The 24,302-nt window shown below is 74.1% G+C and carries 29 protein-coding genes; 7 read left to right on the forward strand and 22 right to left on the reverse strand.

Annotation, left to right across the window (positions count from 1 at the left end; translation table 11 throughout):
* Positions 1 to 198 precede the first annotated feature (198 nt).
* From trpA to hisI, 10 genes are all read right to left on the reverse strand, one after another.
* A complete protein-coding gene (gene trpA / locus ACIRD3_RS37190; RefSeq protein ID WP_402225668.1) occupies positions 199 to 1,008 on the reverse strand; it encodes a tryptophan synthase subunit alpha in 810 nt (269 codons plus the stop codon).
* Positions 1,009 to 1,010: 2 nt separating this feature from the next.
* Positions 1,011 to 2,357 carry a tryptophan synthase subunit beta gene (gene trpB / locus ACIRD3_RS37195; protein ID WP_402225670.1) on the reverse strand — a complete coding sequence of 449 codons (1,347 nt, stop codon included), beginning with the start codon at positions 2,355 to 2,357 and terminating at the stop codon, positions 1,011 to 1,013.
* 178 nt (positions 2,358 to 2,535) lie between these two features.
* A complete protein-coding gene (trpM, locus tag ACIRD3_RS37200) occupies positions 2,536 to 2,685 on the reverse strand; it encodes a tryptophan biosynthesis modulator TrpM (protein ID WP_167395798.1) in 150 nt (49 codons plus the stop codon).
* A 9-nt stretch (positions 2,686 to 2,694) separates the two neighbouring features.
* Entirely contained in the window at positions 2,695 to 3,501 is an 807-nt protein-coding gene (gene trpC / locus ACIRD3_RS37205) for an indole-3-glycerol phosphate synthase TrpC (protein ID WP_402225673.1), read from the reverse strand.
* A gap of 232 nt (positions 3,502 to 3,733) precedes the next feature.
* Positions 3,734 to 4,174 (reverse strand): DUF2752 domain-containing protein, encoded by a 441-nt coding sequence (locus ACIRD3_RS37210; protein ID WP_402225676.1) that lies wholly within the window; start codon positions 4,172 to 4,174, stop codon positions 3,734 to 3,736.
* 99 nt (positions 4,175 to 4,273) lie between these two features.
* Positions 4,274 to 4,546 (reverse strand): HGxxPAAW family protein, encoded by a 273-nt coding sequence (locus tag ACIRD3_RS37215; RefSeq protein WP_402225678.1) that lies wholly within the window; start codon positions 4,544 to 4,546, stop codon positions 4,274 to 4,276.
* 170 nt (positions 4,547 to 4,716) lie between these two features.
* Complete coding sequence (locus tag ACIRD3_RS37220; protein ID WP_402225680.1) at positions 4,717 to 5,316, reverse strand: TIGR02234 family membrane protein; 600 nt, start codon at positions 5,314 to 5,316, stop codon at positions 4,717 to 4,719.
* Positions 5,317 to 5,342: 26 nt separating this feature from the next.
* On the reverse strand, positions 5,343 to 5,801 hold the full coding sequence (locus ACIRD3_RS37225; RefSeq protein ID WP_402225681.1) for a Uma2 family endonuclease: 459 nt from the start codon (positions 5,799 to 5,801) through the stop codon (positions 5,343 to 5,345).
* Between the two features lie 39 nt (positions 5,802 to 5,840).
* Complete coding sequence (locus tag ACIRD3_RS37230) at positions 5,841 to 7,364, reverse strand: anthranilate synthase component I (RefSeq protein WP_402225684.1); 1,524 nt, start codon at positions 7,362 to 7,364, stop codon at positions 5,841 to 5,843.
* A gap of 52 nt (positions 7,365 to 7,416) precedes the next feature.
* Entirely contained in the window at positions 7,417 to 7,788 is a 372-nt protein-coding gene (gene hisI, locus ACIRD3_RS37235; RefSeq protein WP_402225687.1) for a phosphoribosyl-AMP cyclohydrolase, read from the reverse strand.
* A 132-nt stretch (positions 7,789 to 7,920) separates the two neighbouring features.
* Here hisI and ACIRD3_RS37240 point away from each other — a divergent pair, with 132 nt between their 5' ends.
* Together ACIRD3_RS37240 and ACIRD3_RS37245 are read left to right on the forward strand one after the other, a co-directional pair.
* Positions 7,921 to 8,493 carry a hypothetical protein gene (locus ACIRD3_RS37240; RefSeq protein WP_402225689.1) on the forward strand — a complete coding sequence of 191 codons (573 nt, stop codon included), beginning with the start codon at positions 7,921 to 7,923 and terminating at the stop codon, positions 8,491 to 8,493.
* A gap of 80 nt (positions 8,494 to 8,573) precedes the next feature.
* Positions 8,574 to 9,218 (forward strand): TIGR03085 family metal-binding protein, encoded by a 645-nt coding sequence (locus ACIRD3_RS37245; protein WP_402225695.1) that lies wholly within the window; start codon positions 8,574 to 8,576, stop codon positions 9,216 to 9,218.
* A gap of 42 nt (positions 9,219 to 9,260) precedes the next feature.
* Here ACIRD3_RS37245 and ACIRD3_RS37250 read toward each other — a convergent pair whose 3' ends face one another.
* Positions 9,261 to 10,193 (reverse strand): LysR family transcriptional regulator, encoded by a 933-nt coding sequence (locus tag ACIRD3_RS37250; RefSeq protein WP_402225697.1) that lies wholly within the window; start codon positions 10,191 to 10,193, stop codon positions 9,261 to 9,263.
* 130 nt (positions 10,194 to 10,323) lie between these two features.
* On the opposite strand from ACIRD3_RS37250, the gene ACIRD3_RS37255 reads away from it, so the two are divergent.
* Positions 10,324 to 11,586 (forward strand): MFS transporter, encoded by a 1,263-nt coding sequence (locus ACIRD3_RS37255; protein WP_402225699.1) that lies wholly within the window; start codon positions 10,324 to 10,326, stop codon positions 11,584 to 11,586.
* A gap of 142 nt (positions 11,587 to 11,728) precedes the next feature.
* Positions 11,729 to 12,508 (forward strand): VOC family protein, encoded by a 780-nt coding sequence (locus tag ACIRD3_RS37260; protein ID WP_402225700.1) that lies wholly within the window; start codon positions 11,729 to 11,731, stop codon positions 12,506 to 12,508.
* 100 nt (positions 12,509 to 12,608) lie between these two features.
* Here ACIRD3_RS37260 and hisF read toward each other — a convergent pair whose 3' ends face one another.
* Genes hisF through hisD form a run of 8 tightly spaced genes read right to left on the reverse strand, consistent with a single transcriptional unit; the run spans position 12,609 to position 18,417 of the window.
* Positions 12,609 to 13,379 (reverse strand): imidazole glycerol phosphate synthase subunit HisF, encoded by a 771-nt coding sequence (gene hisF, locus ACIRD3_RS37265; protein WP_402225702.1) that lies wholly within the window; start codon positions 13,377 to 13,379, stop codon positions 12,609 to 12,611.
* Complete coding sequence (locus tag ACIRD3_RS37270; protein WP_402225705.1) at positions 13,376 to 13,807, reverse strand: Rid family hydrolase; 432 nt, start codon at positions 13,805 to 13,807, stop codon at positions 13,376 to 13,378. The genes hisF and ACIRD3_RS37270 overlap by 4 nt, the downstream gene beginning before the upstream one ends.
* The gene (priA, locus tag ACIRD3_RS37275) at positions 13,804 to 14,529 is read right to left on the reverse strand and encodes a bifunctional 1-(5-phosphoribosyl)-5-((5-phosphoribosylamino)methylideneamino)imidazole-4-carboxamide isomerase/phosphoribosylanthranilate isomerase PriA (protein WP_402225789.1); all 726 of its coding nucleotides are present in this window, start codon (positions 14,527 to 14,529) and stop codon (positions 13,804 to 13,806) included. The genes ACIRD3_RS37270 and priA overlap by 4 nt, the downstream gene beginning before the upstream one ends.
* A gap of 17 nt (positions 14,530 to 14,546) precedes the next feature.
* On the reverse strand, positions 14,547 to 15,182 hold the full coding sequence (gene hisH, locus ACIRD3_RS37280) for an imidazole glycerol phosphate synthase subunit HisH (RefSeq protein WP_402225707.1): 636 nt from the start codon (positions 15,180 to 15,182) through the stop codon (positions 14,547 to 14,549).
* A gap of 45 nt (positions 15,183 to 15,227) precedes the next feature.
* The gene (locus tag ACIRD3_RS37285) at positions 15,228 to 15,380 is read right to left on the reverse strand and encodes a hypothetical protein (protein WP_402225709.1); all 153 of its coding nucleotides are present in this window, start codon (positions 15,378 to 15,380) and stop codon (positions 15,228 to 15,230) included.
* On the reverse strand, positions 15,377 to 15,970 hold the full coding sequence (gene hisB / locus ACIRD3_RS37290; protein WP_270147588.1) for an imidazoleglycerol-phosphate dehydratase HisB: 594 nt from the start codon (positions 15,968 to 15,970) through the stop codon (positions 15,377 to 15,379). The genes ACIRD3_RS37285 and hisB overlap by 4 nt, the downstream gene beginning before the upstream one ends.
* A gap of 6 nt (positions 15,971 to 15,976) precedes the next feature.
* Complete coding sequence (locus tag ACIRD3_RS37295; protein ID WP_402225712.1) at positions 15,977 to 17,077, reverse strand: histidinol-phosphate transaminase; 1,101 nt, start codon at positions 17,075 to 17,077, stop codon at positions 15,977 to 15,979.
* A gap of 5 nt (positions 17,078 to 17,082) precedes the next feature.
* On the reverse strand, positions 17,083 to 18,417 hold the full coding sequence (gene hisD / locus ACIRD3_RS37300; protein WP_402225713.1) for a histidinol dehydrogenase: 1,335 nt from the start codon (positions 18,415 to 18,417) through the stop codon (positions 17,083 to 17,085).
* A 90-nt stretch (positions 18,418 to 18,507) separates the two neighbouring features.
* On the opposite strand from hisD, the gene ACIRD3_RS37305 reads away from it, so the two are divergent.
* Genes ACIRD3_RS37305 through ybaK form a run of 3 tightly spaced genes read left to right on the forward strand, consistent with a single transcriptional unit; the run spans position 18,508 to position 21,394 of the window.
* A complete protein-coding gene (locus ACIRD3_RS37305; RefSeq protein ID WP_402225715.1) occupies positions 18,508 to 20,088 on the forward strand; it encodes an oxidoreductase in 1,581 nt (526 codons plus the stop codon).
* A gap of 59 nt (positions 20,089 to 20,147) precedes the next feature.
* Positions 20,148 to 20,876, forward strand: a complete 729-nt coding sequence (locus ACIRD3_RS37310) for an LON peptidase substrate-binding domain-containing protein (RefSeq protein WP_402225717.1) — start codon at positions 20,148 to 20,150, stop codon at positions 20,874 to 20,876.
* A 23-nt stretch (positions 20,877 to 20,899) separates the two neighbouring features.
* Positions 20,900 to 21,394, forward strand: coding sequence for a Cys-tRNA(Pro) deacylase (gene ybaK, locus ACIRD3_RS37315; RefSeq protein WP_402225720.1), 495 nt, complete (start codon positions 20,900 to 20,902; stop codon positions 21,392 to 21,394).
* A 197-nt stretch (positions 21,395 to 21,591) separates the two neighbouring features.
* Here the strand turns inward: ybaK and ACIRD3_RS37320 are convergent, their stop codons facing one another.
* From ACIRD3_RS37320 to ACIRD3_RS37330, 3 genes are all read right to left on the reverse strand, one after another.
* Positions 21,592 to 22,338, reverse strand: a complete 747-nt coding sequence (locus tag ACIRD3_RS37320) for a hypothetical protein (protein WP_402225723.1) — start codon at positions 22,336 to 22,338, stop codon at positions 21,592 to 21,594.
* 116 nt (positions 22,339 to 22,454) lie between these two features.
* A complete protein-coding gene (locus tag ACIRD3_RS37325) occupies positions 22,455 to 23,264 on the reverse strand; it encodes an ABC transporter permease (RefSeq protein ID WP_402225726.1) in 810 nt (269 codons plus the stop codon).
* Positions 23,261 to 24,208 carry an ABC transporter ATP-binding protein gene (locus ACIRD3_RS37330; RefSeq protein ID WP_402225791.1) on the reverse strand — a complete coding sequence of 316 codons (948 nt, stop codon included), beginning with the start codon at positions 24,206 to 24,208 and terminating at the stop codon, positions 23,261 to 23,263. Before ACIRD3_RS37330 ends, ACIRD3_RS37325 begins: the two co-directional genes overlap by 4 nt.
* Positions 24,209 to 24,302: the final 94 nt, after the last annotated feature.

Here is a 24,302-nt window from a genome sequence, read left to right on the forward strand (position 1 = left end):
CCCCCCCCCCCCCCCCCCCCCCCCCCCCCCCCCCCCCCCCCCCCCCCCCCCCCCCCCCCCCCCCCCCCCGACCCCCCACCCTCCCGAAAGCCACCCCCACACCCCAGCCCCGCGCAGCGGCCCCCAAAGCCAACGGCCCACCACTCCCCACAAAGGAGTGGCAGGCCGTCAACCCCACCAACAAACGCCTACCGCACGTCAGCCCCGCCGAACACCAGCCGCCAACTCCCCGGCCAGCCCCCGTACCGCCTCCAGCGCCGCCTCCTCGTCCGCCCCGGCGTCCAGGATCCGCTTCACGAAGGCCGACCCCACGATCACCCCGTCCGCGAACCGGGCGACCTCCGCCGCCTGCGCCGCGTCGGAGACCCCGAGCCCGACGCAGACCGGCAGGTCCGTCGTGGCGCGGGTCCGCGCGACCAGGTCCTCGGCCAGCGACCCGACGGCCGACCGGGTCCCGGTCACCCCCATCACCGCAGCCGCGTACACGAACCCGCTGCCCGCCGCCGTGACCTCGGCCAGCCGCGCGTCCTTGCTGCTGGGGGCGACCACGAACACGGTGTCCAGCCCGTGCGCGTCCGCCGCCTTGCGCCACTCCTCGGACTCCTCGACCGGCAGGTCCGGCAGGATGCACCCGGCCCCGCCCGCAGCCGCCAGGTCTGCCGCGAACCGCGCCACCCCGTAACGGTCGACCGGGTTCCAGTACGTCATGACCAGCACCGCCGCCTCGGGATGCGCCGAAGCGACCTCCTCGACGGTCCGCAGCACGTCCTTGATCCGCACCCCGCCCCGCAGCGCGATGTCGTCCGCGGTCTGGATCACGGCCCCGTCGAGCACCGGGTCGGAGTGCGGCAGCCCGACCTCGACCACGTCGCAGCCGCCCTCGATCAGCGCGTTGACCGCCCGAACCCCGCCGTCCACGGTCGGGAACCCGGCCGGCAGGTAGCCGATCAGCGCGGCACGGCCCTCCGCCTTCGCAGCGGCCAGCACCCCACTCAGCTTCGAAACCATGCTCACTTACCCCCCTCGACACCCTCAACGGAACCGCCCGCACCCGCAGCACCCGCAGTGCCCGCAGTGCCCGCCGCACCCGCAGCGCCCGCAGCATCCGCCGCACCCGCCGCACCCGCCGCACCCGCAGGCTCGTCATACAACCCGAAGTACTCCGCGGCCGTGTGCATGTCCTTGTCCCCGCGCCCCGACAGCGACACCAGGATGGTCGCCTCCGGCCCGAGCTCACGCCCCAACTCCAGCGCCCCGGCGAGCGCGTGGGCGCTCTCGATGGCCGGGATGATGCCCTCGGTACGGGAGAGCAGCCGCAGCGCCTGCATCGCGGCGTCGTCCGTCACCGGCCGGTACTCCGCCCGCCCGGTGTCCTTCAGCCAGGCGTGCTCCGGCCCGACGCCGGGGTAGTCGAGGCCGGCCGAGATCGAGTGCGACTCGATCGTCTGCCCGTCCTCGTCCTGGAGGACGTACGTCCGGGACCCGTGCAGCACCCCCGGGTCGCCCTTGGTCAGCGTCGCCGCGTGCCGGGGCGTCTCCGCCCCTTCGCCGGCCGCCTCGCAGCCGATCAGCCGCACGCCCGCGTCCGGGATGAACTCGTGGAAGATCCCCATCGCGTTGGAGCCGCCGCCCACGCACGCCACGACCGCGTCGGGCAGCCTGCCGGTCCGGTCGAGCACCTGCTGCCGCGCCTCGACACCGATGATCCGGTGGAAGTCCCGGACCATCATCGGGAACGGGTGCGGCCCTGCGACGGTGCCGAACAGGTAGTGGGTGGAGTCCACGTTGGCGACCCAGTCGCGGAACGCCTCGTTGATGGCGTCCTTGAGGGTCCGGCTGCCGGACTTCACGGCCACCACCTCGGCGCCGAGCATCCGCATCCGGGCGACGTTCAGCGCCTGCCGCTGGGTGTCGACCTCGCCCATGTAGATGGTGCAGTCGAAGCCGAAGAGCGCGCAGGCGGTGGCGGTGGCCACGCCGTGCTGCCCGGCGCCGGTCTCGGCGATGATCCGGGTCTTGCCCATCCGCTTGGTGAGCAGGGCCTGGCCCAGCACGTTGTTGATCTTGTGCGAGCCGGTGTGGTTGAGGTCCTCGCGCTTGAGCAGGATGCGCGCCCCGCCCGCCTCGGCGGAGAAGCGGTGCACGTCGGTCAGCGGGCTCGGGCGCCCGGTGTAGTCCTTGAGCAGCGCGTCGAGCTCGGCGCCGAAGGCCGGGTCGGTCTTGGCCTTCTCGTACTCCTCGGCGACCTGCTCGACCGCGGCGACCAGCGCCTCGGGGATGAAGCGGCCGCCGTACGCGCCGAAGTATCCGCGCGCGTCCGGCACCTGGGCACCGGGCAGGTAGTCCTTCTCGGACATGTGGTTTCCCTTGGGGAGTGGGACGACAGTGACGACAGTGACGTCCGACCGGCCTCCGGTCGACGTCCGATCGGCCGTCGCCGGCGATCCACCGGATCGAACGTCCGCTGGATCGGCGGATCCACCGGATCGACGTCCGCTGGATCGGCGATCCGCCGAATCGGCGGATCCGCCGGCTTCAGCCGTGCGTCACCCGCCATCGCCGTCCCGGCACCTGCCCGGGCTCACAGCCGATCACGTACCGCACCCGACGCCCCAGCACCCGGCGTGCGGGCGCGCGGCAGCCGCGCGGGCGGCAGCCGGGGGCGAGTCGGGTGGCGATCTTCATCGGGCGGTGTCAGTCCTTGTGCCGGACGGCGGGGTGGGCCCCGGCGGCGACCAGGTCGGCGACCGCGGCCCGCGGGTCCTTGCCGGTCACCAGGGACTCGCCGACCAGCACCGCGTCGGCGCCCAGGTTGGCGTAGTTGATCACGTCCAGCGGACCCCGCACCCCGGACTCGGCGATCTTGACGATGCCGTCCGGAATGGCGTGGGCCACGTTCTCGAAGGTGTTGCGGTCCACTTCGAGGGTCTTCAGGTTGCGGGCGTTGACGCCGATGATCCGCGCCCCGGCGTCCACCGCGCGCTTGATCTCCTCCTCGTCGTGCACCTCGACCAGCGGGGTGAGGCCGATCGACTCGGCGCGCTCGATCAGCGACACCAGGGCCGGCTGGTCGAGGGCCGCGACGATCAGCAGCGCGAGGTCGGCACCGTGCGCGCGGGCCTCCCACAGCTGGTAGGCGGTGACGATGAAGTCCTTGCGCAGCAGCGGGGTGTCCACCGCGGCGCGGACGGTGTCGAGGTCGGCCAGCGAGCCGCCGAAGCGGCGCTGCTCCGTCAGCACGCTGATCGCGGCGGCACCGCCGGCCGCGTAGTCGCGCGCGAGGGCGGCCGGGTCGGCGATCGCGGCCAGCGCGCCCTTGGAGGGGCTGGAGCGCTTCACCTCACAGATCACCCGGACCCCGTCGCCCTTGAGGGCGGCGACGCCGTCCTTGGCCTCCGGGGCCTTGGCGGCCCGCTCCTTCAGCTCGTCCAGGGAGACCCGGGCCTGCCGCTCGGCGAGGTCCTCGCGGACCCCTTCGATGATCGAGTCGAGCACACTCACTCAGGAGCCCCCATCTTTGTCTGCCGGATTGGTCCGCATCTGCCGACCGGATCTGCCGGTCGGCCAGCGAGAGCCGGACGGGCGGCACCCCGCCGGCTCTTCGATGGTATCGGCACCCGGGGGCGCGGGGCGCATCAGCCCGGTGCGCGTCTCGCGGACCGGACGCCCGCTCCGGTGGCCCTCAACTGCGGATTCACGGCTTCTCCACCCCCGCCCGAGCCGCCCGCGGCGCTCAGACCAGCGGTGGCGCCAGCCCGGCTCCGACCGGCGAGTTCCGCGCCACGGTGAACACCACGACGAGCAGCGCGATCAGTGCCCACCGCCGGCCGCCGACGGCGACGGCGGGCGGCGGCCCACCGGTCAGCGCGGCCCAGCCCCAGCGCAGCCAGAGGACGCCCAGCACGCCGAACAGCAGGACGGCCGCGGCGTTGTCGTGCAGGGCGCCGGTGAAGTCCCCGTGGGCCAGCGCGTGGACGCAGCGCAGGCCCCCGCAGCCGGGGCACCACCAGCCGGTGGCGGCCCGGAAGGGGCAGTCGGGGTAGTGCCCCGGGGCGTTGGGGTCCACCACGGCGAGGTACCCGGTGGGGACGGCCACCGCCGCCAGCGCGGCCAGCGGCGGGCCCAGCCGGCGCAGCACGTGCGGCGGGGCGGAGGCGGTGGGGGCGGCGTTCACGCCCCGATTCTGCCCGTGCCGGGCCCGGGGACGACGAAACGGCGGGCGCGGCGCGCCCGCCGTCCGTGTGTGCGAAAGGCGTGGAGTACGAAGCCCTTGTCAGGCAGCGGCACCGGCGACGGCAGCGCGGGCCTCGCGGGCCGCGACCTGCTCCTCGGCCGACTTGTAGACGTTGGTGCTGGGCTGCTTGCCCATCCCGGCCATCGACATGGCCTTGCCGACCACGCCACCGGCCAGGACGACCGCCAGGCCGGCCCAGACGAGCAGCACCGACGGCAGGATCATCGCGACGCCCGCGATGCCGAAACCGACGAAGGAGATGACGACGCCGGTCCAGGCGGCGGGGGTGTGGCCGTGTGCTGCTGCTGCCATCTGAGTGGTGCTCCTTGGCTCTCGGGGCCCGGCCGGACCTGCGGGGCCGCCGGCGGGTTGACGGATCCCATTGTGCCGGGCCACATACCCGCGCCCCAAAGCGGGTGCCGGGTCTATCGCGTCACACCCGCACGTCGGGAGCCCGCGCCGGCGCCGACGGGCCCCGGGCCTCAGACCGCGGTCGGGTCCTCGCCCCGGTCCAGCGCCTTCCAGAGGTCGCCCGGGGTGTCCGCCCCGGCCGCGTTCGCCGGGGCCTTGCGGGTCGGCGCCTCGTACCGGCTGCCCATGGCCGGCCAGCCGCGGCCGTAGCGCAGGGTGAGCAGTCCGGCGAGGGCCAGCAGCACGCCGCCGACCAGCGCGACCCACGGCCAGCCGGTGTGCGAGACCTCGGTGGCCGCCGAGCCGCTCAGGGCGAGCTTGCGGGCGGTCTCGCCGTCCAGGGCCGCGGTGTCGCCCGCCCCGGCGACCGAGGCGGCGGCCGCGCCGATCCCGGCGAGCAGGGTCAGCGCGCCGACGGCGAGCCGGCCGACGCCGCGCACCGCGAACACCGCGACGGCCGCGGCGAGGCCCACCAGGGCCAGCCCGCCGGGGACTTCGGAGATCTTTCCGCCGGTGACGGAGACGTCCAGGGTGCCGGCCCGGCCCTCGGCCCAGGTCCGCCCGACCGCCGTCAGCACCAGCACGGCGCTCAGCACGGTCAGCAGCAGCATCACGCCGAGCGTGCGGCGGCCGGAGGAGGCGGCGGGGGCGGGGGTCTGGTCAGCGCTCACCCGTCCACTATCCCCCGCCCGACACCTCACTCCGTACCCGGGGTGGGGAACGGGTCCGTCCGGAGCACCACCGTCCGCCCGCCCAGCGGCAGGAACAGGTCGTTGCCGAACGGCACGCGCTCGGCCTCCCGGTACACCCCCTCGGGAGAGGGCGCGGTGTGCACGGTGCAGACCGCCGCCGCCGGGTCGACGACGACGTACAACGGCACACCGCTCTCCGCGTACGCCCGAGCGACCGCTCCCAGACCGGGCCGGGCCAGCTCCAGCACCGCCTCGACCGCCGCCGCCCCGAACCGCCCGTGCCCGCCGCGCACCGCGTCCGGGCTGAGCACCACCAGGTCCGGGGCGAGCTGGTCCGGTGCGGCCGGCAGGTCGAGGACCACCCCGGACAGCACCCGACCGTGGCCCGCGGTCTGCTCGCCGAGCTGCCCGGCCGCGCTCAGCACGACCTCCCAGCGCAGTTCGTCGTACGGCACCTCGGGCATCCCGGCCGCCTCCCTGCCTCAGGACGGTTCGGACCTGCCTCAGGACAGTTCCGGCCTCCGCAGCGTATTGGCCGTGGCGACGGCCCGCAGCACGGCGGCCGCCTTGTTGCGGCACTCGGTGTCCTCGCCGTGCGGGTCCGAGTCGGCGACCACGCCCGCGCCGGCCTGGACGTAGGCGGTGCCGTCGCGCAGCACCGCGGTGCGGATCGCGATCGCGGTGTCGGAGTCCCCGGCGAAGTCCAGGTAGCCGACGCAACCGCCGTACAGGCCGCGGCGGGTGGGCTCCAGCTCCTCGATGATCCGCATCGCCCGCGGCTTGGGCGCGCCGGAGAGGGTGCCGGCCGGGAAGCAGGCGGTCAGCACGTCGAAGGCGGTCCGCCCGGGGGCGACCTTGCCGGTGACGGTGGAGACGATGTGCATCACGTGGCTGTAGCGCTCGATCTGCATGAAGTCGACCACCTCGACGCTGCCCGGCTCGCAGACCCGCCCGAGGTCGTTGCGGCCGAGGTCCACCAGCATCAGGTGCTCGGCCCGCTCCTTGGGGTCGGCGAGCAGTTCGGCGGCCAGCGCCGCGTCCTCGTGCGGGGTGGCGCCGCGGTGCCGGGTGCCGGCGATCGGGTGCAGCATCGCCTCGCCGTCGGTGACCTTGACCAGCGCCTCCGGGCTGGAGCCGACCACGTCGAAGCCGCCCTCGGCGGTGCCGTCCGGCCCGGGGAAGCGGAACAGGTACATGTACGGGCTGGGGTTGGTGGTGCGCAGCACGCGGTAGACGTCGAGCGCGGAGGCCGGGCAGGGCGCCTCGAAGCGCTGCGAGGGCACCACCTGGAAGGCCTCGCCGGCCCGGATCCGCTCCTTGATGTCCTCCACCGCCGCCCGGTAGGGGGCGCCGCCGAACGGCGAGTGCACCTCGCCGGGGCCAGCCGGGGTGAAGGTGGCCAGGCCGGGGTCGACCGGCTTGAGCAGGTCGGCCTCCATCGCGTCCAGCCGCCCCACGGCGTCCGCGTAGGCCTCGTCCACGCCGCTGGCCAGGTCGTTGTGGTTGACGGCGTTGGCGATCAGCAGCACGGTGCCGTCGACGTGGTCGAGCACGGCGAGGTCGGTGGCCAGCAGCATCGTCAGCTCGGGGAGCCCGAGGTCGTCCGGGTTGAGGTCGGGCAGCTTCTCCAGCCGGCGGACGATGTCGTAGCCGAGGTAGCCGACCAGGCCGCCGGTGAGCGGGGGCAGGCCGTCGTCGGCGTGCCGCGGGGTGTGCAGCGCCTCCAGGGCGGCGCGCAGCACCTCCAGCGGGTCACCGCCGGTGGGGATGCCGACCGGCGGGGTGCCGAGCCAGCGGGCCTCGCCGTCCTCGCCGACGGTGAGGGCGGCGGCGCTGCGCACGCCGACGAAGGAGTAGCGCGACCAGCTGCGGCCCTGCTCGGCGGACTCCAGCAGGAAGGTGCCGGGCCGCTCCTCGGCGAGGCTGCGGTACAGGCCGATCGGGGTGAGGCCGTCCGCGAGGAGCCTGCGGGTGACCGGGATGACCCGGGTGTCGACGGCGAGCTTGCGGAAGGCTTCGAGGTCCATGCGCGGCGGCACCTTCTTGAGTTCTGTGGGCGGACGGGGGTGTGGACGGGGATCAGGAGAGCGGGAGCACGTCGGCGTCGAAGCAGGTGCGGTCGCCGGTGTGGCAGGCGGCGCCGGTCTGGTCGACCTTGACCAGCAGGGTGTCGCCGTCGCAGTCCAGGGCCACCGACTTGACCGCCTGGACGTGGCCGGAGGTGCCGCCCTTCACCCAGTACTCGCGGCGGCTGCGGCTCCAGTAGGTGCAGCGGCCGGTGGTCAGGGTGCGGTGCAGGGCCTCGTCGTCCATCCAGCCGAGCATCAGCACCTCGCCGGTGTCGTACTGCTGCGCGATGGCCGGGAGCAGGCCGTCCTCGGTGCGCTTGAGGCGGGCGGCGATCTCGGGGGCCAGCGCGGTGGTGCCGGGAGTGGCGGGTGTGGTGGACATGGGGCCCATTGTGTCAGTCCGGCCGGTCGCCGCGGCCGTTCCGTCCGACCGGTGGTCCCGCCCTCCGGCCCGTACGGGCGAGTTCGGCCAACCGCCTGCCGCGCGGGGGCCGGGTGGGCCATCCTCATGGCCATGACCTCCGAGCAGCCGCCCGCAGCGCCCGTCTCCCGTCCGTCGCGCGGCCTGGTCCTCACCGTCGTCGCCGTGCTGGTCGTCCTGCTCGCGGTGGTCGCCACCGCGGTGCTCTGGCCCGACGACAGGACGCCGACCGCCGCACCGCCCCCGCCCACCCCCACGGCCACCCCGACGCCCACCCCCACCCCGACGCCCACGCCGACCGCGCCACAGCCCCCGTACGCGTTCTTCCCGGTGGGCACCTGCTTCGACCACCCCCAGTTGAGCCCGGTCATCACCCGCGCCGAGGAGCGCCCCTGCGACGGCGAGCACGACGGCGAGGTGATCGCCGACCTCAAGCTGGCCGACAACCTCACCGGCGAGATCCCCATCGCCCTCGCCATGCGGGACGGCTGCAAGGAGGCCGAAGCCGCCGCCAAGGCCAAGCAGACCGACGGAAAGGCCTACTACGGCCGCCAGTTCGGCCCCGCCCAGGTCAACTACCAACAGGGCTGGCGCGACTACACCTGCACCCTCACCGCGAGCAACAAGCAGGGCGGCCCCAAGCTCACCGGCCACCTCCACCCCTGACGCCCGGACACGGGGCCCCGGGCGTGTCCGACAAACCGGGCGCCCGGCGGGAATCGTCGGACACGCCCTAGGCTGGCGCCATGTCGAACCACGCGCTCGCCGAGCGCCACCGCCTCGCCGAACTCCTCACCGCCGCCGGGCCGGACGCCCCCACCCTCTGCGCCGGCTGGACCACCCGGGACCTCGCCGCGCACCTGGTGATCCGGGAGCGTCGTCCCGACGCGGCGGCGGGCATCCGGATCGCCGCCCTGGCTGCCCGGACCCAGCGGGTGCAGGACGGCTACGCCGAGCGCCCGTACGAGGAGTTGGTGCGGCTGTTCCGGAGCGGGCCGCCGGTGTACTCGCCGTTCGCCCTGCCCGGCGCGGACGAGGCGGCGAACACCGTCGAGTACTTCGTGCACGCGGAGGACGTCCTGCGGGCGGCCGAGGACTGGTCGGCGCAGCCCGTGCCGCCCGGGCGCACCGAGGCGCTGTGGCGGCGGCTGCCGCTGATCGCGCGGTTCGAGGCGGGCCGGCGTTCCCCGGTCCGGCTGGTCCTGGCCCGCCCCGACGGCGAGTCGGTGACGGTCGGCCCGGCCGGCGCTCCCACCGTCCGGGTCACCGGCGAGCCGGGCGAGTTGGTGCTCTTCGTGTACGGCCGCGGCGCCCGCACCGCCCTCACCGTCGACGGCGCCCCGGACGCCGTCGAGGCGCTGCGACACGTCCTGCCGCTGCCCGCGCGCTGACGGCACCCGGCCCTTCCCGGTCACCCCGGGGAGGGCCGCTGTTCATGGCCGCACCCAGTCCGGCGTCCAGGTCCCGGGGGCGTCGTGGCCGGTCGTGGTGGCGGCGAGGTGGTCGCGGAGGGCGGCCAGCGCGGGGTGGGGGTTGTCCCGGTGCCACAGCAGCGAGTGCGGGTAGACGGGCGTCGGGTCGGTCACCGGGATGAGGCGCAGGCCGTGGCCGGTGGGCCAGACCAGGCGGGTGTGCTCGCCCATGAAGGTGGCCAGCGCGGGGGTGTCGGCGATGGTGTCGAGGAGCGCGTCGGAGCCGAAGTTGGGCCCGGTGGCCTCGATGGTGAGGCCGAACTCGGCGACCAGGTCCGCGTAGTAGGCGCCCCACTCGGTGCCGGGGGCGATGCCGGGCATCCAGATCCGGTGCCCGACCAGCTCGGCGAGGGTGACCGACTTGGCGCCGGCGAGCGCGTGGTCGGGGCCGGTCATCAGCCGGAGCGGTTCGTCGAGCACCCGGACCGACGCGATGTCCTCCGGGAGCGGGCGGCCGGGCGCGGCGACGGCGCGGAAGGTCGCGTCGATCGTGCCGGAGCGCAGGGCGGCGACGGCGTTGTCGATCTCCAGCAGCATCAGCACGTCGAGCCCGGTGTCCGGGTTGGCCCGGTGGAAGCCGCGCATCAGGCCGGCCGCCGCGCCCCGCGAGGCGATCACGTCCACCCGCAGCGGACGGCTGCCGGGGCGCACGGATTCCAGGGCCCGGTCGGCGGCGCGCAGCAGTTCGCGGGCGTGCGGCAGGAACGCCTGCCCGTCGATGGTGAGTTCGGCGCCGCGCGGGGTGCGGGTGAACAGCCGCACCCCGAGGGTGCGTTCCAGGGTGGCGATGCGCTTGGAGACGGCCTGCTGGGTGACGGCCAGCTCGGCGGCGGCTTCCTGGAACTGTCCCGCGTCGGCGGCGGCGACGAAGGTGCGGACGGAGTCGAGGTCCATGCCGGACACCCTAGATCCACAACCATCCGTTGTGCGACTGCGGCTCTCCGGTTGTTTGATCCCGGCAATTCCCGCGCGCTTTGATGCTCCGAGTCGCTGATCGGTTGTACCGACGGGGAGGGTGTGGAGCATGACGAACGGACTGGGCCGGCCCTTCGGCTGGCTCTGGGCGGCGTACGGGACGAGCGCGCTCGGCACCTGGCTGGCCTTCGGCGCGTTCCCGCTGATCGCCGTCCGGGTGCTGCACGCCGGCCCGGCCGAGGTGGCCGCGCTCTCCGCCGCGGGGGCCGCGGTGGGCGCGGCCGCGGCGGTGCCGCTGGCCCCGTGGGTGGAGTTCCGCCGCAAGCGGCCGGTGCTGATCGCGATGGACCTGGCCCGGTTCGCGGCGCTGCTGACGGTCCCGGCCGCGTTCGCGCTCGGCGTGCTCTCCTTCGTCCAGCTCCTGTTGGTCTCGGTGGTCGTCGCCGCGGCCGACATCACCTTCCGCGCGGCGTCCGGCGCGTACCTGAAGGCGCTGGTGCCGGCCGGGCAGCTGCTCACCGCCAACGCCCGGTTCGAGTCCACCGCCTGGACGACCACGATCGTCGGGCCGCCGCTGGGCGGCGCCGCGGTCGCGCTGCTCGGCCCGGTGGCCACGGTGCTGGCCGACGCGGTCAGCTACCTGCTCTCGGCCCTGGGCATCCGCGCCACCGCCGACCGCACGACCGGCAGCCGTGCCACCGACGACCGGGAGCCCCGGCCCGGGCGCCCGCAGTCCTCCCGCCTGCGCGCCGGGGACCTGCTCGACGGCTGGCGGTACGTCCTGGCCGATCCCGTGCTGCGCCCGCTGTTCTTCAACACCACCCTGTTCAACGCGCTGGTGATGGCCACCGAGCCGCTGCTGGCCGTCCTGCTGCTCGGCCGGCTCGGGTTCCAGCCGTGGCAGTACGGCCTCGCCTTCGCCGTGCCCTCGATCGGCGGCCTGCTCGGGGCGCGGCTGGCCCGGCCGCTCGTCACCCGTTTCGGCACGCACCGGGTGCTGGTCGTGACCGGCTCGCTGCGCGCGCTGTGGCCGCTCGGCCTGGCCTTCGCCGGACCGGGCACCGGCGGCCTGCTGCTGGTGATGGGCGTCGAGCTCGGCCTGATCTTCTGCTGCGCCGTCTTCAACCCGATCCAGGCCACCCACCGCCTCCGGCACACCGCGGACGACCGGGTCATCCGCACCCTGTCCGCCTGGTCGGTGACCACCAAGGCCACCACCGCGCTCCTCACCGCCGCCTGGGGCGTCCTGGGCGCCCTCCTCGGCCCCCGCACCGCCCTCGCCCTGGCCGGCCTCGCCCTGTCGACCACCCCCCTCCTGCTCCCCCGCCACGAAGCCGCCCCCCACCCCGCCCCGGCCCCCAGCCACCCCTGACCGGCCCGCGGTCCCGCGGCTCAGCCGGGTCCGAGCTGCGGATGTCAGTGCCCGGGTGCAGACTCGCAGGTGGCCGGGGCGGGGGCGTGCGCGCGCCCGACGGAACCGCCCCGGTCACTCTCCGTCGAAGGGGCACCACTCCATGCTCACCACCGACTTCCCCATCGGATCCCCCTGCTGGATCGACCTCGGCAGCCCGGACATCCCCGCCACCGCCGAGTTCTACGACAAGGTCTTCGGCTGGACGTTCCAGGAGGTCCCCGAGACCGGTGGGTACGGCTTCCTCCAGCTGAACGGCAAGACCGTCGGCGCCCTCGGCCACCTCGACCCGGGCGCCAGGTCCGCCTGGACGACGTACTTCCGCTGCGCCGACGCGGACGCCACCGTGAACGCCGCGGAGAAGGCGGGCGCGACGGTCCGGGTGCCGCCGATGGACGTCATGCAGGAGGGCCGGTTCGCCGCGCTCACCGACCCGCAGGGCGCCGAGTTCGCCATCTGGCAGGCCGGCAACACCAAGGGCCTGGACGTGGTCTCCGAGGACGGCGCGCTGGTCTGGTCCGAGCTGCACACCTCGGACCAGGACGCCGCCTTCGAGTTCTACCGGCGGCTGTTCTCCTGGCGGGTGGAGAACTTCGAGCCGTCCCCGGGCATGAGCTACCGGGTGGTCTCCACCTCCGAGGGCGACCAGCAGGCGACCAGCTTCGGCGGCATCGCCCCGACGATGTCCCCGGAGCAGCCCTCCGCCTGGACGCCGTACTTCGCGGCCGCCGACGTGGACGCGGTGGTCGCCCGGGCGACGGCCGCCGGCGGGGCCGTCCTGATGCCGGCCTCGGACGTGGAGAAGGTCGGCCGGCTGGCCTGGCTGGCGGACCCGAACGGCGCCCCGTTCGCCCTGATCCACGGCGATCCGCAGGAGTCCTGACGCACGCGGGAGCGGCGAAGAACGCGGGAAGCGCGGCGAAGAACGCGCCGAGGGCCCGCGGTTCGCGAACCGCGGGCCCTCGGCCATGTGGACGGAACGGTCACCGCACCGGGTGCCCGGCCTCCCGCAGCGCGCCCTTGACCTCGCCGATCCGCAGGTCCCCGAAGTGGAAGACGCTGGCGGCCAGCACCGCGTCCGCGCCCGCCTCCACGGCCGGCGCGAAGTCGGCGAGCTTGCCCGCCCCGCCGGAGGCGATCACCGGCACCGAGACGGCCTTGCGCACCGCCTGGATCATCTCCAGGTCGTAGCCGTCCTTGGTGCCGTCCGCGTCCATCGAGTTCAGCAGGATCTCGCCGGCGCCCAACTCGGCCGCGCGGCCCGCCCATTCGACGGCGTCCAGGCCGGTGCCCCGGCGCCCGCCGTGCGTGGTGACCTCGTAGCCGGACCCGGTCTCCACCCCGGGCGGGCACCGCCGGGCGTCCACCGAGAGCACCAGCACCTGCCGGCCGAACCGCTGGGCGATCTCCCGGACGAGTTCCGGGCGGGCGATCGCCGCGGTGTTGACGCCCACCTTGTCGGCGCCGGCCCGCAGCAGCTTGTCGACGTCCTCGACGGCGCGGATGCCGCCGCCGACGGTGAGCGGGATGAACACCTGCTCGGCGGTGCGGCGGACCACGTCGTAGGTGGTCTCCCGGTCACCGGAGGAGGCGGTGATGTCGAGGAAGGTCAGCTCGTCGGCGCCCTCGGCGTCGTAGAGCTTGGCCATCTCGACCGGGTCGCCGGCGTCGCGCAGGTTCTGGAAGTTGACGCCCTTGACCACCCGCCCGGCGTCCACGTCCAGGCAGGGGATGACACGAACTGCGAGGGTCACGGCTGGTTGCCTTCCAAAGTGCTTGCGAGCCCGGCACGGTAGGCGTCGAGTTCGACCTCGACGAGCATCCGGGAGTCGACCAGGCCGTCGACCACCACGAGGGTGGTCACCGGGCGGGCCTCGCCGAAGAGTTCCTGGTGGGCCCGGCCCACCGCGTCCACGTCGCGGGCGTGGGTGATGTACATCCGGGTGCGGACGACGTCGTCCGCGGTCAGGCCGTACGCGGCGAGGGCCTCCAGCGCCACGCCGAAGGCCGCGCGGGTCTGCTCGTACGGGTCACCGTCGCCGTAGAGCTCCTCGTCCGCCAGGGGCCGGGCGCCGGCCACGTGGACGTGGTCGCCGGCGGCGACCGCCTGTACCGAACCGAGCATCTTCTCCCAGGAGGAGAACCCGCCGACCCGACCGCGCACGACCTGACGTTCCGTCATCCTGAAACCGCCTCCAGGGCCTCTTCGAGGGTGAACTTCTGCTCGTAGAGTGCCTTGCCCACGATGGCGCCCTCGACACCCTCGCCGACGAGGGTGGCGATGGCACGCAGGTCGTCCAGCGAGGAGACGCCGCCGGAGGCGACCACCGGGCGGTCGGTGGCGGCGCAGACGTCGCGCAGCAGCTGCAGGTTGGGGCCGGTCAGGGTGCCGTCGCGGTTGACGTCGGTGACGACGTAGCGGGCGCAGCCCTCCCGGTCGAGGCGCTCCAGCACCTCGAAGAGCTGGCCGCCGTCGCGGGTCCAGCCGCGGCCGCGCAGGGTGGTGCCGACCACGTCCAGGCCGACGGCGATCTTGTCGCCGTGCTCGGCGATGGCCTTGGCGACCCACTCGGGGGCCTCCAGGGCGGCGGTGCCGAGGTTGACCCGGGTGCAGCCGGTGGCGAGCGCGCGGGCGAGCGACTCGTCGTCGCGGATGCCGCCGGACAGCTCGACCTTGATGTCCAGGCGGCCGGTGACGTCGCGCAGCAGCTCGTAGTTGGAGCCGGTGCCGAACGCGGCGTCCAGGTCGACCAGGTGCAGCCACTCGGCGCCGGCGTTCTGCCAGGCGAGGGCGGCGGCCAGCGGCTCGCCGAACGAGGTCTCGGTGCCGGACGCGCCCTTGACGAGGCGCACGGCCTGGCCGTCGCGGACGTCGACGGCGGGCAGCAGTTCAAGGCTCATCAGAACCAACTCTCAGACAGTCAGAGGGTGTTGACCCAGTTGGTCAGCAGGGCGGCGCCGGCGTCGCCGGACTTCTCGGGGTGGAACTGGGTGGCCCACAGCGGGCCGTTCTCGACGGCGGCGACGAACGGCTGCCCGTGCGTGGCCCAGGTGACCAGCGGCGGGTTGATCCGCGCGCTGTGGGTCTCCAGCTCCCAGTGCCGCACCCCGTAGGAGTGCACGAAGTAGAAGCGGGTCTGCGGGTCGAGGCCGGCGAACATCCGGCTGCCCTCGGGCGCGTCCACGGTGTTCCAGCCCATGTGCGGGATGACCGGCGCCTCCAGCGGCTCGACGATGCCCGGCCACTCGTCGCAGCCGGCCGTCTCCACGCCGTGCTCCACCCCCTTCTCGAAGAGGATCTGCATGCCGACGCAGATGCCCATGACCGGGCGGCCCCCGGCCAGGCGACGGCCGATGATCCAGTCCCCGCGGACGGACTTCAGGCCGCGCATGCAGGCCTCGAAGGCGCCCACGCCGGGGACGAGCAGGCCGTCCGCGGCCATCGCGGTGTCGTAGTCGGAGCTGACCGTGACGTCCGCCCCGGTCCGCTCCAGGGCGCGCTGCGCGGAGCGGAGGTTGCCGGAGCCGTAGTCGAGGACGACGACGTTCTTGCCCATGTTCAGGTGTCCAGTCTCTGTGCGGCGGGCGGCGGGGCGGGCGGTCTACAGGCGCAGGAGCCCGGAGGCCAGGCACATCACGGCGCCGAACGCCAGTACCAGGATGACGCCCTTGGACTGCTTCTGCTTCCAGAAGGAGATCACCCCGCCGACCAGGAAGAGGCCGACGAAGATGAGGATCATCGCGGTGTTGTTCACAGCGCACCCTTGGTCGAGGGGAGGATGCCGGCCGCGCGCGGATCGCGCTCGGCGGCGTAGCGCAGCGCCCGGGCCAGCGCCTTGAACTGGCACTCCACGATGTGGTGCGCGTTGCGCCCGTACGGCACGTGGACGTGCAGCGCGATCTGCGCCTGCGCCACGAAGGACTCCAGGATGTGCCGGGTCATCGTGGTGTCGTAGCTGCCGATCATCGGCGCCATGCCCTCGGGCTCGGTGTGCACCAGGTAGGGCCGGCCGGAGAGGTCCACGGTGACCTGGGCGAGCGACTCGTCCAGCGGCACCGTGCAGTTGCCGAAGCGGTAGATGCCGACCTTGTCGCCGAGCGCCTGCTTGAAGGCGGCACCGAGCGCGAGGGCGGTGTCCTCGATGGTGTGGTGGGTGTCGATGTGCAGGTCGCCGTCGGTCTTGACGGTGAGGTCGAACAGACCGTGTCGGCCGAGCTGGTCGAGCATGTGGTCGTAGAACCCGACGCCGGTGGAGATGTCGGTCTTGCCGGTGCCGTCGAGGTCTATCTCGACCAGGACGGAGGTCTCCTTGGTGGTGCGCTCGACGCGTCCGATGCGGGACATGAGGGTTTACAGCTCCTTGATCACATGACGGACGGCGTCCAGGAAGGCGTCGTTCTCGGCGGGCGTGCCGGCCGTGACCCGCAGCCACCCGGGCACGCCGTTGTCCCGGACCAGGACGCCCCGGTCGAGGATGGCCTGCCAGACGGCGTGGGTGTCGGCGAAGCGGCCGAACTGGACGAAGTTGGCGTCCGAGTCGGTCACCTCCAGGCCCATCGCGCGCAGCGCGTCGACCAGCCGGTCGCGCTCCTCCTTGAGCCGCCCGACGTACCCGAGCAGGGTGTCGGTGTGCTCCAGGCAGGCCAGCGCGGTGGCCTGGGTGACGGCGGACAGGTGGTACGGCAGCCGGACCAGCTGCACCGCGTCCACGACGGCCGGGTCGGCGGCCAGGTAGCCCAGGCGCAGCCCGGCTGCGCCGAAGGCCTTGGACATGGTGCGGGAGACCACCAGGTTGGGGCGGCCCTCGATCAGCGGCAGCAACGAGGCCCGGTGCGAGAACTCGACGTACGCCTCGTCCACGACCACCAGGCTGGGCCGGGCGGCCTGCGCGGCCTCGTACAGCCGCAGCACGGTGTCGGCCTCGACGGCGGTGCCGGTCGGGTTGTTCGGCGAGCAGACGAACACCACGTTCGGCCGGTGCTCGGCGATCGCGGCCTCGGCGGCGTCGACGTCGATGGTGAAGTCGTCGTTGCGCGGGCCGGAGATCCAGGTGGTGCCGGTGCCCCGGGAGATCAGCGCGTGCATCGAGTACGAGGGCTCGAAGCCGAGCGCGCTGCGGCCGGGGCCGCCGAAGGTCTGCAGCAGCTGCTGGAGCACCTCGTTGGAGCCGTTGGCGGCCCACACCTGCGCGCGGGCGACCGGGAAGCCGGTGGTCTTCCCGAGGTAGGCGGCGAGGCCCTCGCGCAGCTCGACCGCGTCCCGGTCGGGGTAGCGGTTCAGCCCGCGGGCGGCCTCGGCGACGCGCTCGGCGATCCGGGCCACCAGCTCCTCGGGCAGCGGGTACGGGTTCTCGTTGGTGTTCAGCTGGACGGGGACGTCCAGCTGCGGCGCGCCGTACGGGGACTGGCCGCGCAGCTCGTCCCGGATCGGAAGGTCGTCGATGCGAGTCACGGCGGTCACGATCCCGGCACCGTCCAGTCGCTCTGCCAGTTCTGTTCGTCTCCGAGGAAACGTGCCTTGATGGCGTCCCCGTGCCCGGGGAGGTCCTCCGCGTCCGCCAGGTTGACCACGTGCGCGGCGACGTCCGCCAGCGCGTCCCGGTCGTACTCGACGACCTGGACGCCGCGCAGGAAGGTCTGCACCGACAGTCCGGAGGAGTGGCAGGCGCAGCCGCCGGTGGGCAGCACGTGGTTGGAGCCGGCCGCGTAGTCGCCCAGCGAGACCGGGGTCCAGCGGCCGATGAAGATCGCGCCCGCGTTGACGACCCGGGCGGCCACCGCGTGCGGGTCGCGGGTCTGGATCTCCAGGTGCTCGGCCGCGTAGGCGTTGACCACGGCGAGGCCCTGGGTGAGGTCGTCGACCAGGATGATGCCGGACTGCCGGCCGCCCAGCGCCTCGGCGACCCGCTCGCTGTGCTTGGTCCTGGCGACCTGCACGGCCAGCTCGGCCTCGACCGCGTCGGCCAGCGCCGGGGAGTCGGTGACCAGCACCGAGCCGGAGGTCGGACCGTGCTCGGCCTGGCTGATCAGGTCGGCGGCGACGTCGGAGGGCAGCGCGCTGTCGTCGGCGAGGACGGCGATCTCGGTCGGGCCGGCCTCGGAGTCGATGCCGATCCGGCCGGCGAAGTAGCGCTTGGCGGCGGCCACGTAGATGTTGCCCGGGCCGGTGACCATGGTCACCGGGGCGCACTCCTCGGTGCCGAGGGCGAACATCGCGACGGCCTGGGCGCCGCCGACGGAGTACACCTCGTCCACGCCGAGCAGGGCGCAGGCCGCCAGGATGGTCGGGTGGACCCGGCCGCCGAACTCCTTCTGCGGCGGCGAGGTGACCGCGATGCCCGTCACGCCCGCCTCCTGGGCCGGCACCACGTTCATCACCACGGAGGACGGGTAGACCGCCAGCCCGCCCGGCACGTACAGGCCGACCCGCTCGACCGGCACCCAGCGCTGGGTGACCGTGCCGCCCGGCACCACCTGGGTGGTGTGCCCGGTGCGGCGCTGGTCCGCGTGCACGGCGCGGGCCCGGCGGATCGACTCCTCCAGCGCGGCGCGCACCTTCGGGTCCAGCGTCTCCAGGGCCTCGGTCAGCTGCTCGGCCGGCACCCGGGTGGACTCCAGCCGGACGCCGTCGAAGCGCTCGGTGATCTCGATCAGCGCCGCGACCCCGCGATGGCGTACGTCCTCGGCGATCGGCCGCACCTTCTCCAGGGCGGCCGCGACGTCGAACTCGGCACGGGGCAGCAGGTCACGCGGGTCGTCCAGCGAGCCGCGGAGGTCGATTCGAGAGATCACGCCACCCAGTGTAAGGAGTGGCCGGAACGGCTGGTCCCGCATTTCAGTCCGTGATACGAAAGGCGAGACGACCGGGGGGACGGGGAAACCATGGCGGAGCACGCCCCAGAGGACTGGACCGATACCGAGCAGGCGCTCTGGGAGGCCTACCACCAGGGGGACATCCTCGACCTGCGCAGTGGCGAAGCCGACACCGACGACCCCTTCGGCGACGCCGTCTGGGGCGGCGACCGCTCCGTCCGCGCCAAGGCGCTCGCCCACCTGCTGCTGGTCCGCCCGGAGCCCGCCACCGGCAAGGTCGCCTCGCTGCGCATGAGCGGCGTCCGGATCACCGGCTCGCTCAACCTGGCCGGCGCCGCCATCGGCGACTACGTCGAGCTGCACGAGTGCCGCTTCGAGCACAAGATCCTCATCTCCGAGGCGGCGGCCACCACCCTGCGCTTCGTGAACTGCCTGATCCCGCGCCTCGAAGCCTCCCGGCTCTCCACCACCGGCGACCTCCACCTCGCCCGCTGCCACGTCCCCGGCGGCATGCGGCTCACCGACGCCCGGATCGGCACCGACCTGCTGCTCAACCAGTCCCTCGTCGGCAGTGACCGCTACGGCCGGGCCGTGTCCTCCGACGGGATCACCGTCAACCAGGACTTCGAAGCCGAACGCCTCGAAACCCGGGGCGAGTTGAGCATACGAACGGCCCGCATAGGCGGCCGGCTCTCGCTCCGCGGCGCCCAGCTGCACGCCGAGCGGCAGCACAACAACACCTGCCTCAACGCCGTCCGGGTCACCGTCGGCCACACCCTCTACCTGACCGGCTCCGCCGACCGGGGCTGGGTCGGCTCCCGCGGCTACTACGGCTCCGGCTACGGCCGGACCCCTCCGCCCGACGGACCCATCACCCCCTTCCGCGCCTTCGGCCGGGTACGGCTGTCCGACAGCCGCTTCGACGGCGCCTGCCTGATCTCCGGCGAATTCCACCTTGAGGGTGACGACGAGCTCTCGCTGCGCCGCATCCACACCCCCGAGCTGCGCTTCACCTGCACGTTCCGCCCCACCGGCACCGTCTCGCTCTCCCGCGCCCGGGTCGGCAACCTGGTGGACGCCCCGGACGCCTGGCCGCTCGGCAAGCACCTGGGCCTCACCGGCTTCGTCTACGAGAACCTGCGCCCGATGAGGGCCTTCTCGATCCACGAGCGGATCGCCTGGCTGGAGGGCTCCTCCGTCGATTTCCAGCCGGAATCGTACGAACAGCTGGCCGCCGCCCTGCGCCGCGACGGCGCCGACGACGACGCCCGCGAGGTCCTGTACGCCAAGCAGCGCCGGCGCCGCGCCACCCTGCCGCTGCCCGCCCGGATCTGGGGCGCCGTCCAGGACGCCACCGTCGGCTACGGCTACCGCCCCGGCCGGGCGGGCCTGTGGCTGCTGCTCGCCTGGATCCTCGGCAGCATCTGGTTCGCCACCCACCCGCTGGAACCGCTCAAGGCCGACGAGCGCCCGCACTGGAACCCGGTGCTCTACACCCTCAACCAGCTGCTGCCGATCGTCGACCTCAACCAGGGCGGCTGGAACCCGGGCGGCCTCGCCCAGTGGATCTCCGCCGGGCTGGTGATCATCGGCTGGCTGCTCGCCTCCACCGTCGTCGCCGGCGCCACCCGGATGCTCCAACGCGGATGACGTCGATACGTGTGCGGGCGAGCGGCGACCGGCGGGCCCGGGGAACTACGCTGTCCGCCGTGACAGAACGGCTGCCGCTCTTCCCGCTGAACACCGTGCTCTACCCGGGCCTGGTGCTGCCCCTGAACGTCTTCGAGGAGCGCTACCGCCGTCTCGTCGCCGACCTGCTCGAACAGCCGGAGGACAGCCCCCGGCGCTTCGGCGTGCTCGCGATCAAGGACGGCCGCGAGGTCGCCCCGGTCCGGGAGGAGGACGGCGCGGCCGGGCCCCTCGACGGCCTCGGCACCGTCACCGGGGACCCGCTGGAGGCGATCTTCCCCATCGGCTGCGTCGCCGACGTCGCCTCCGCCCAGCACCAGCCGGACGGCCGCTACGAGCTCCTGGTCACCGGCACCACCCGGTTCCGGCTCGCCGCGGTGGACACCTCCGGTCCGTACCTGACCGGCGAGATCGAGCCGATCGAGGAGCTCCCCGGCGAGGGCTCCGGCGCCCTGGCCTCCGAGGTCGAGCGGGCGTTCCGGGTCTACCAGAAGCGCCTCGCCGGCGCCCGCGAGGCCAGCACCGTCGGCCGCCAGGAGCTCCCCGACGACCCGCAGGTGCTCTCCTACCTGGTCGCCGCCGCCTCGGTGTTCGAGACCCCGGTCAAGCAGCGTCTGCTCGCCTGCACCGACACCGCCCAGCGGCTGCGCGCCGAACTCGACCTGCTGCGCCGCGAGACCGCCGTGCTCAGCTGGCTGCCCTCGCTGCCCGCCGTCGACCTCACCCGCCAGTCCTTCAGCCCCAACTGACCCAGGAGCCCCAGGACCCCCGCATGGCCAAGAAGACCAAGAAGGGCGGCCAGGGCACCCCGGCCACCGTCGCCCTGGAAACCGCCGCCGTCGCCTTCACCGTGCACGCCTACGACCACGACCCCGCCGCCGCCTCCTACGGCGGCGAGGCGGCCGAGGTCCTCGGCGTGGCCGCCGAACGGGTCTTCAAGACCCTGGTCGCCGACGTGGACGGCACCCTCACCGTCGGCGTGGTCCCGGTCGCCGGCCAGCTCGACCTCAAGGCCCTCGCCGCCGCCGTCGGCGGCAAGCGCGCCACCATGGCCGACCCCGCGGCCGCCGAACGCAGCAGCGGCTACGTCCGCGGCGGCATCTCGCCCCTCGGCCAGCGCCGCCCCCTGCGCACCGTCATCGACGCCAGCGCCCTCACCCACCCCACCGTCTACGTCTCCGCCGGCCGCCGAGGCCTCGAAGTGGAACTCGCCCCCACCGACCTCATCACCCTCACCCAAGCCCGAACCGCCCCCATCGCCCGCTGACGCCGGCCCCTCCCCCTCCGGAAACGCCCCTCCTCCTCCGCCCGGAAAACATCCACCCCAGGGGCGCGCGGAACCGCGCGAACCGGGAGCCCCCAACCCGCGCCCACCCCCCAACCGGCCCCGCGCCCCCGGCCGAACGCCCCCAGGAAACGCCACAGGGCGGAAAGCCCACCGGCCTTCCGCCCTGCCGCCGATCCTCAGCCCCGCTCCTCCGGAGCCACCGGCGGAACCGGGTGCGGAGCCACCGGCGCCCAGTACGGCGGCGGGTCCTCCTCCCGCTTCCCGAACGCCGCCGACAGCACGAGCAGCACCACCATCGCCGCCATCGGCCACACCAGCAGGGCCCCCATCGCCCCCAGGTCGATGCCGGCGTCGAAGTGCCCGCCGTTCCCGACCCTCCGCGCTTCGGCGATCAGGTCGTTGCCCGGCCCGAGCCACCGCCCGATCCGCCAGGCCCCGACGGACCCGAGCAGTCCGCCCACGGCCAGCCCGAGCGCGACCGCGATGCCGCCCCCGCGCCGCCGGGTGACCAGGAAGGCCCCGAGCGCGGTCAGGATCCCGGCCCCCAGGCCGGCGAGCACGAACACCGCGTCGGCCCCGGCCCGCTGCTCGCCTTCGGGGTCGACGTAGAGGATCCGGTCCCCGTCGACCACCAGCGGCACCTTCGGCGCCAGCCACGCCCACAGCGCGGCCATCACCAGCCCCGCGACCAGACACGCGACGACGACGCCGGCCCCGAGCCGGACCTCGGGCAGCAGCCGCCGCATCGGCGAGGTCGCCTCGCCGTCCTCCGCCGCGGACGCGACGGCCTCCGCCGGAGGCGCGTACGGGTCGACCACGGCATGCGGCGGCACCGCCTGCGGCACGGCGTCGGACACGGTGTCGCCCGGCACCGCCTGCACATCGGTGTGGGCGGGATCCGGAGGTGTGTTCGGTACGGTCACAGGCCCCATCGTTTCACGACAGCCCCGCGAACGGCCCAACCACCCGTCCGCCCCTTACCGCTCCACCGCCCGCCCGCACGGCCCCCGGCCCCGGCCTCAACCCGCCGCCCCGGTCGCTACCGCGCCACCGCCCGCCGGTACGCCCACGTGGCCACGCCCAGCGACACCACGCCCACCGCGGCGCACACCCCGAGGTCGGCGAGCACCATCCCCCAGTCCGGGTCCGGCGTGAAGGTCCGGGCGAAGGCCTCGACCCCGTACGTGGAGGGCAGCAGGTCGCGCAGCCACTGCACGGGCTGCGGCAGGTGGTCGACGGGCAGCACGCCGAGCAGCAGGGCGGCGGACATCCCGAGCTGCCCGAGCATGGTCGCGATCTCCTGCCGCGGCGCGAGCAGCCCGCAGGCCGCGCCGAGTCCGGAGAGCGCGGCCCCGGCGAGCGGGACGACGGCCAGCAGCACCCACAGCTGCCCGAGCGGGAGTCCGAACATGACCGCCCCGAGGGCCGCCGTGGCGAGGGTCCCGGGCAGGGTGAACGAGGCGTACGCGGCGGCAGCCCCGAGCACCACGGAGGCGGCCGGCACCGGCAGCGTCGCGTAGTGGTCGAGGCCGCCGGTGGCCCGGAGCTTGCCGAAGTACTGGGCGAGCAGGTTGAGCGCGACGAACGCGACGACGAGCACGCTGGACCCCGCGACGACGGACCGCGCCGCCGAGGTCTGCCCGCCGTCCACCACGCCCCGCATCATCACGAGGATGCCGACGGACTGGAAGGTGGCCACGAACAGCAGCGGGATCCGCGCGACCCGGGCCCGGGCGAGCTGGGCCCGGTAGACGGCGGCGAGCGCGGGCAGCAGCCGGGCCGCGGGGGCGAGCGGGGCGGGTCCGCCGGTGGTCCGGTCGGTCCGGGGCGGCGCCGAGAGCAGGGTCACTTGGCGAGTCCTCCGTGGCGGCCGCCCAGCTTGAGGTAGGCGTCCTCAAGGCTCGGGGTGGCGAGGGTGAAGTCGTCGAGCGCGGCGAAGGCCGGGCCGGTGGTGACGGCGGCGACCAGTTCGCGGGCCTGCTCGGGGGTGGTGCGGACGGTCCAGCGGCGTCCGGTGCGTTCGGCCCGGTCGCGCAGTGCGGCGACGGCGGGCACGCCGACGGGCGCCTCGTCGCGCCAGACCAGGTCGAGCCGCACGTCGCCGTCGACGAGCGCCTTGAGCCCGCCGGGCGTGTCACAGGCGATGACCCGGCCGTCGTCGATGACGGCGACCCGGTCGAGGACGGTTTCCGCCTCGATGACGTTGTGGGTGACGAGCAGGACGGTGGTGCCGTGCTCGGCGCGCCGCCGGTCGACGGCGCTCCACACGGCCCGCCGGGCGACGGGGTCCATGCCGGTGGTGGGTTCGTCGAGGACGAGCAGGGGCCGGTGTCCGACGAGGGTGGCGGCGAAGCAGGCGAGTCGCCGCTGGCCGCCGGAGAGCTTGGCGAGCGGCCGCCGGGCGAGGGCGGCGAGCCCGAGTTCGTCGAGGACGTCGGCGGCCGCGGTGCGGGCCTGGGACCGGCCGAGGCCGCGCAGCCGTCCGGTGGTCTCGGCGGCGAGCGCGACGGTCAGTTCGTCGAGGGCGGTGGATTCCTGCCCGAGGTAGCCGAGGAGCCGGGCGGCGCGTTCGGGGTGCCGGACGATGTCGTGGCCGAGCAGTTCGACGGTGCCGGAGTCGGGGCGCAGCAGTCCGGTGAGCTGGCGGACCAGTGTCGACTTGCCGGCGCCGTTGGGCCCGAGCAGGCCGAAGATCTCGCCCTGCCGGACGGTGAGGCTGATGCCGTCGTTGGCCCGGATCTCGGTGGCGGCGGCGCCGCGGCCGCTGCGGTAGGTCCTGACCAGGTCGCGCACGGCAACGCACGGCGGGGTTTCCTCGGGTGCTCGCCCGGCCGTCTCACTCACGACCGGAGACTCTACGCGCTCATACGGGCGAACCGGACAAGGG

The sequence above is a fragment of the Kitasatospora sp. NPDC093550 genome, assembly GCF_044764985.1.
Classification (GTDB): Bacteria; Actinomycetota; Actinomycetes; order Streptomycetales; family Streptomycetaceae; genus Kitasatospora.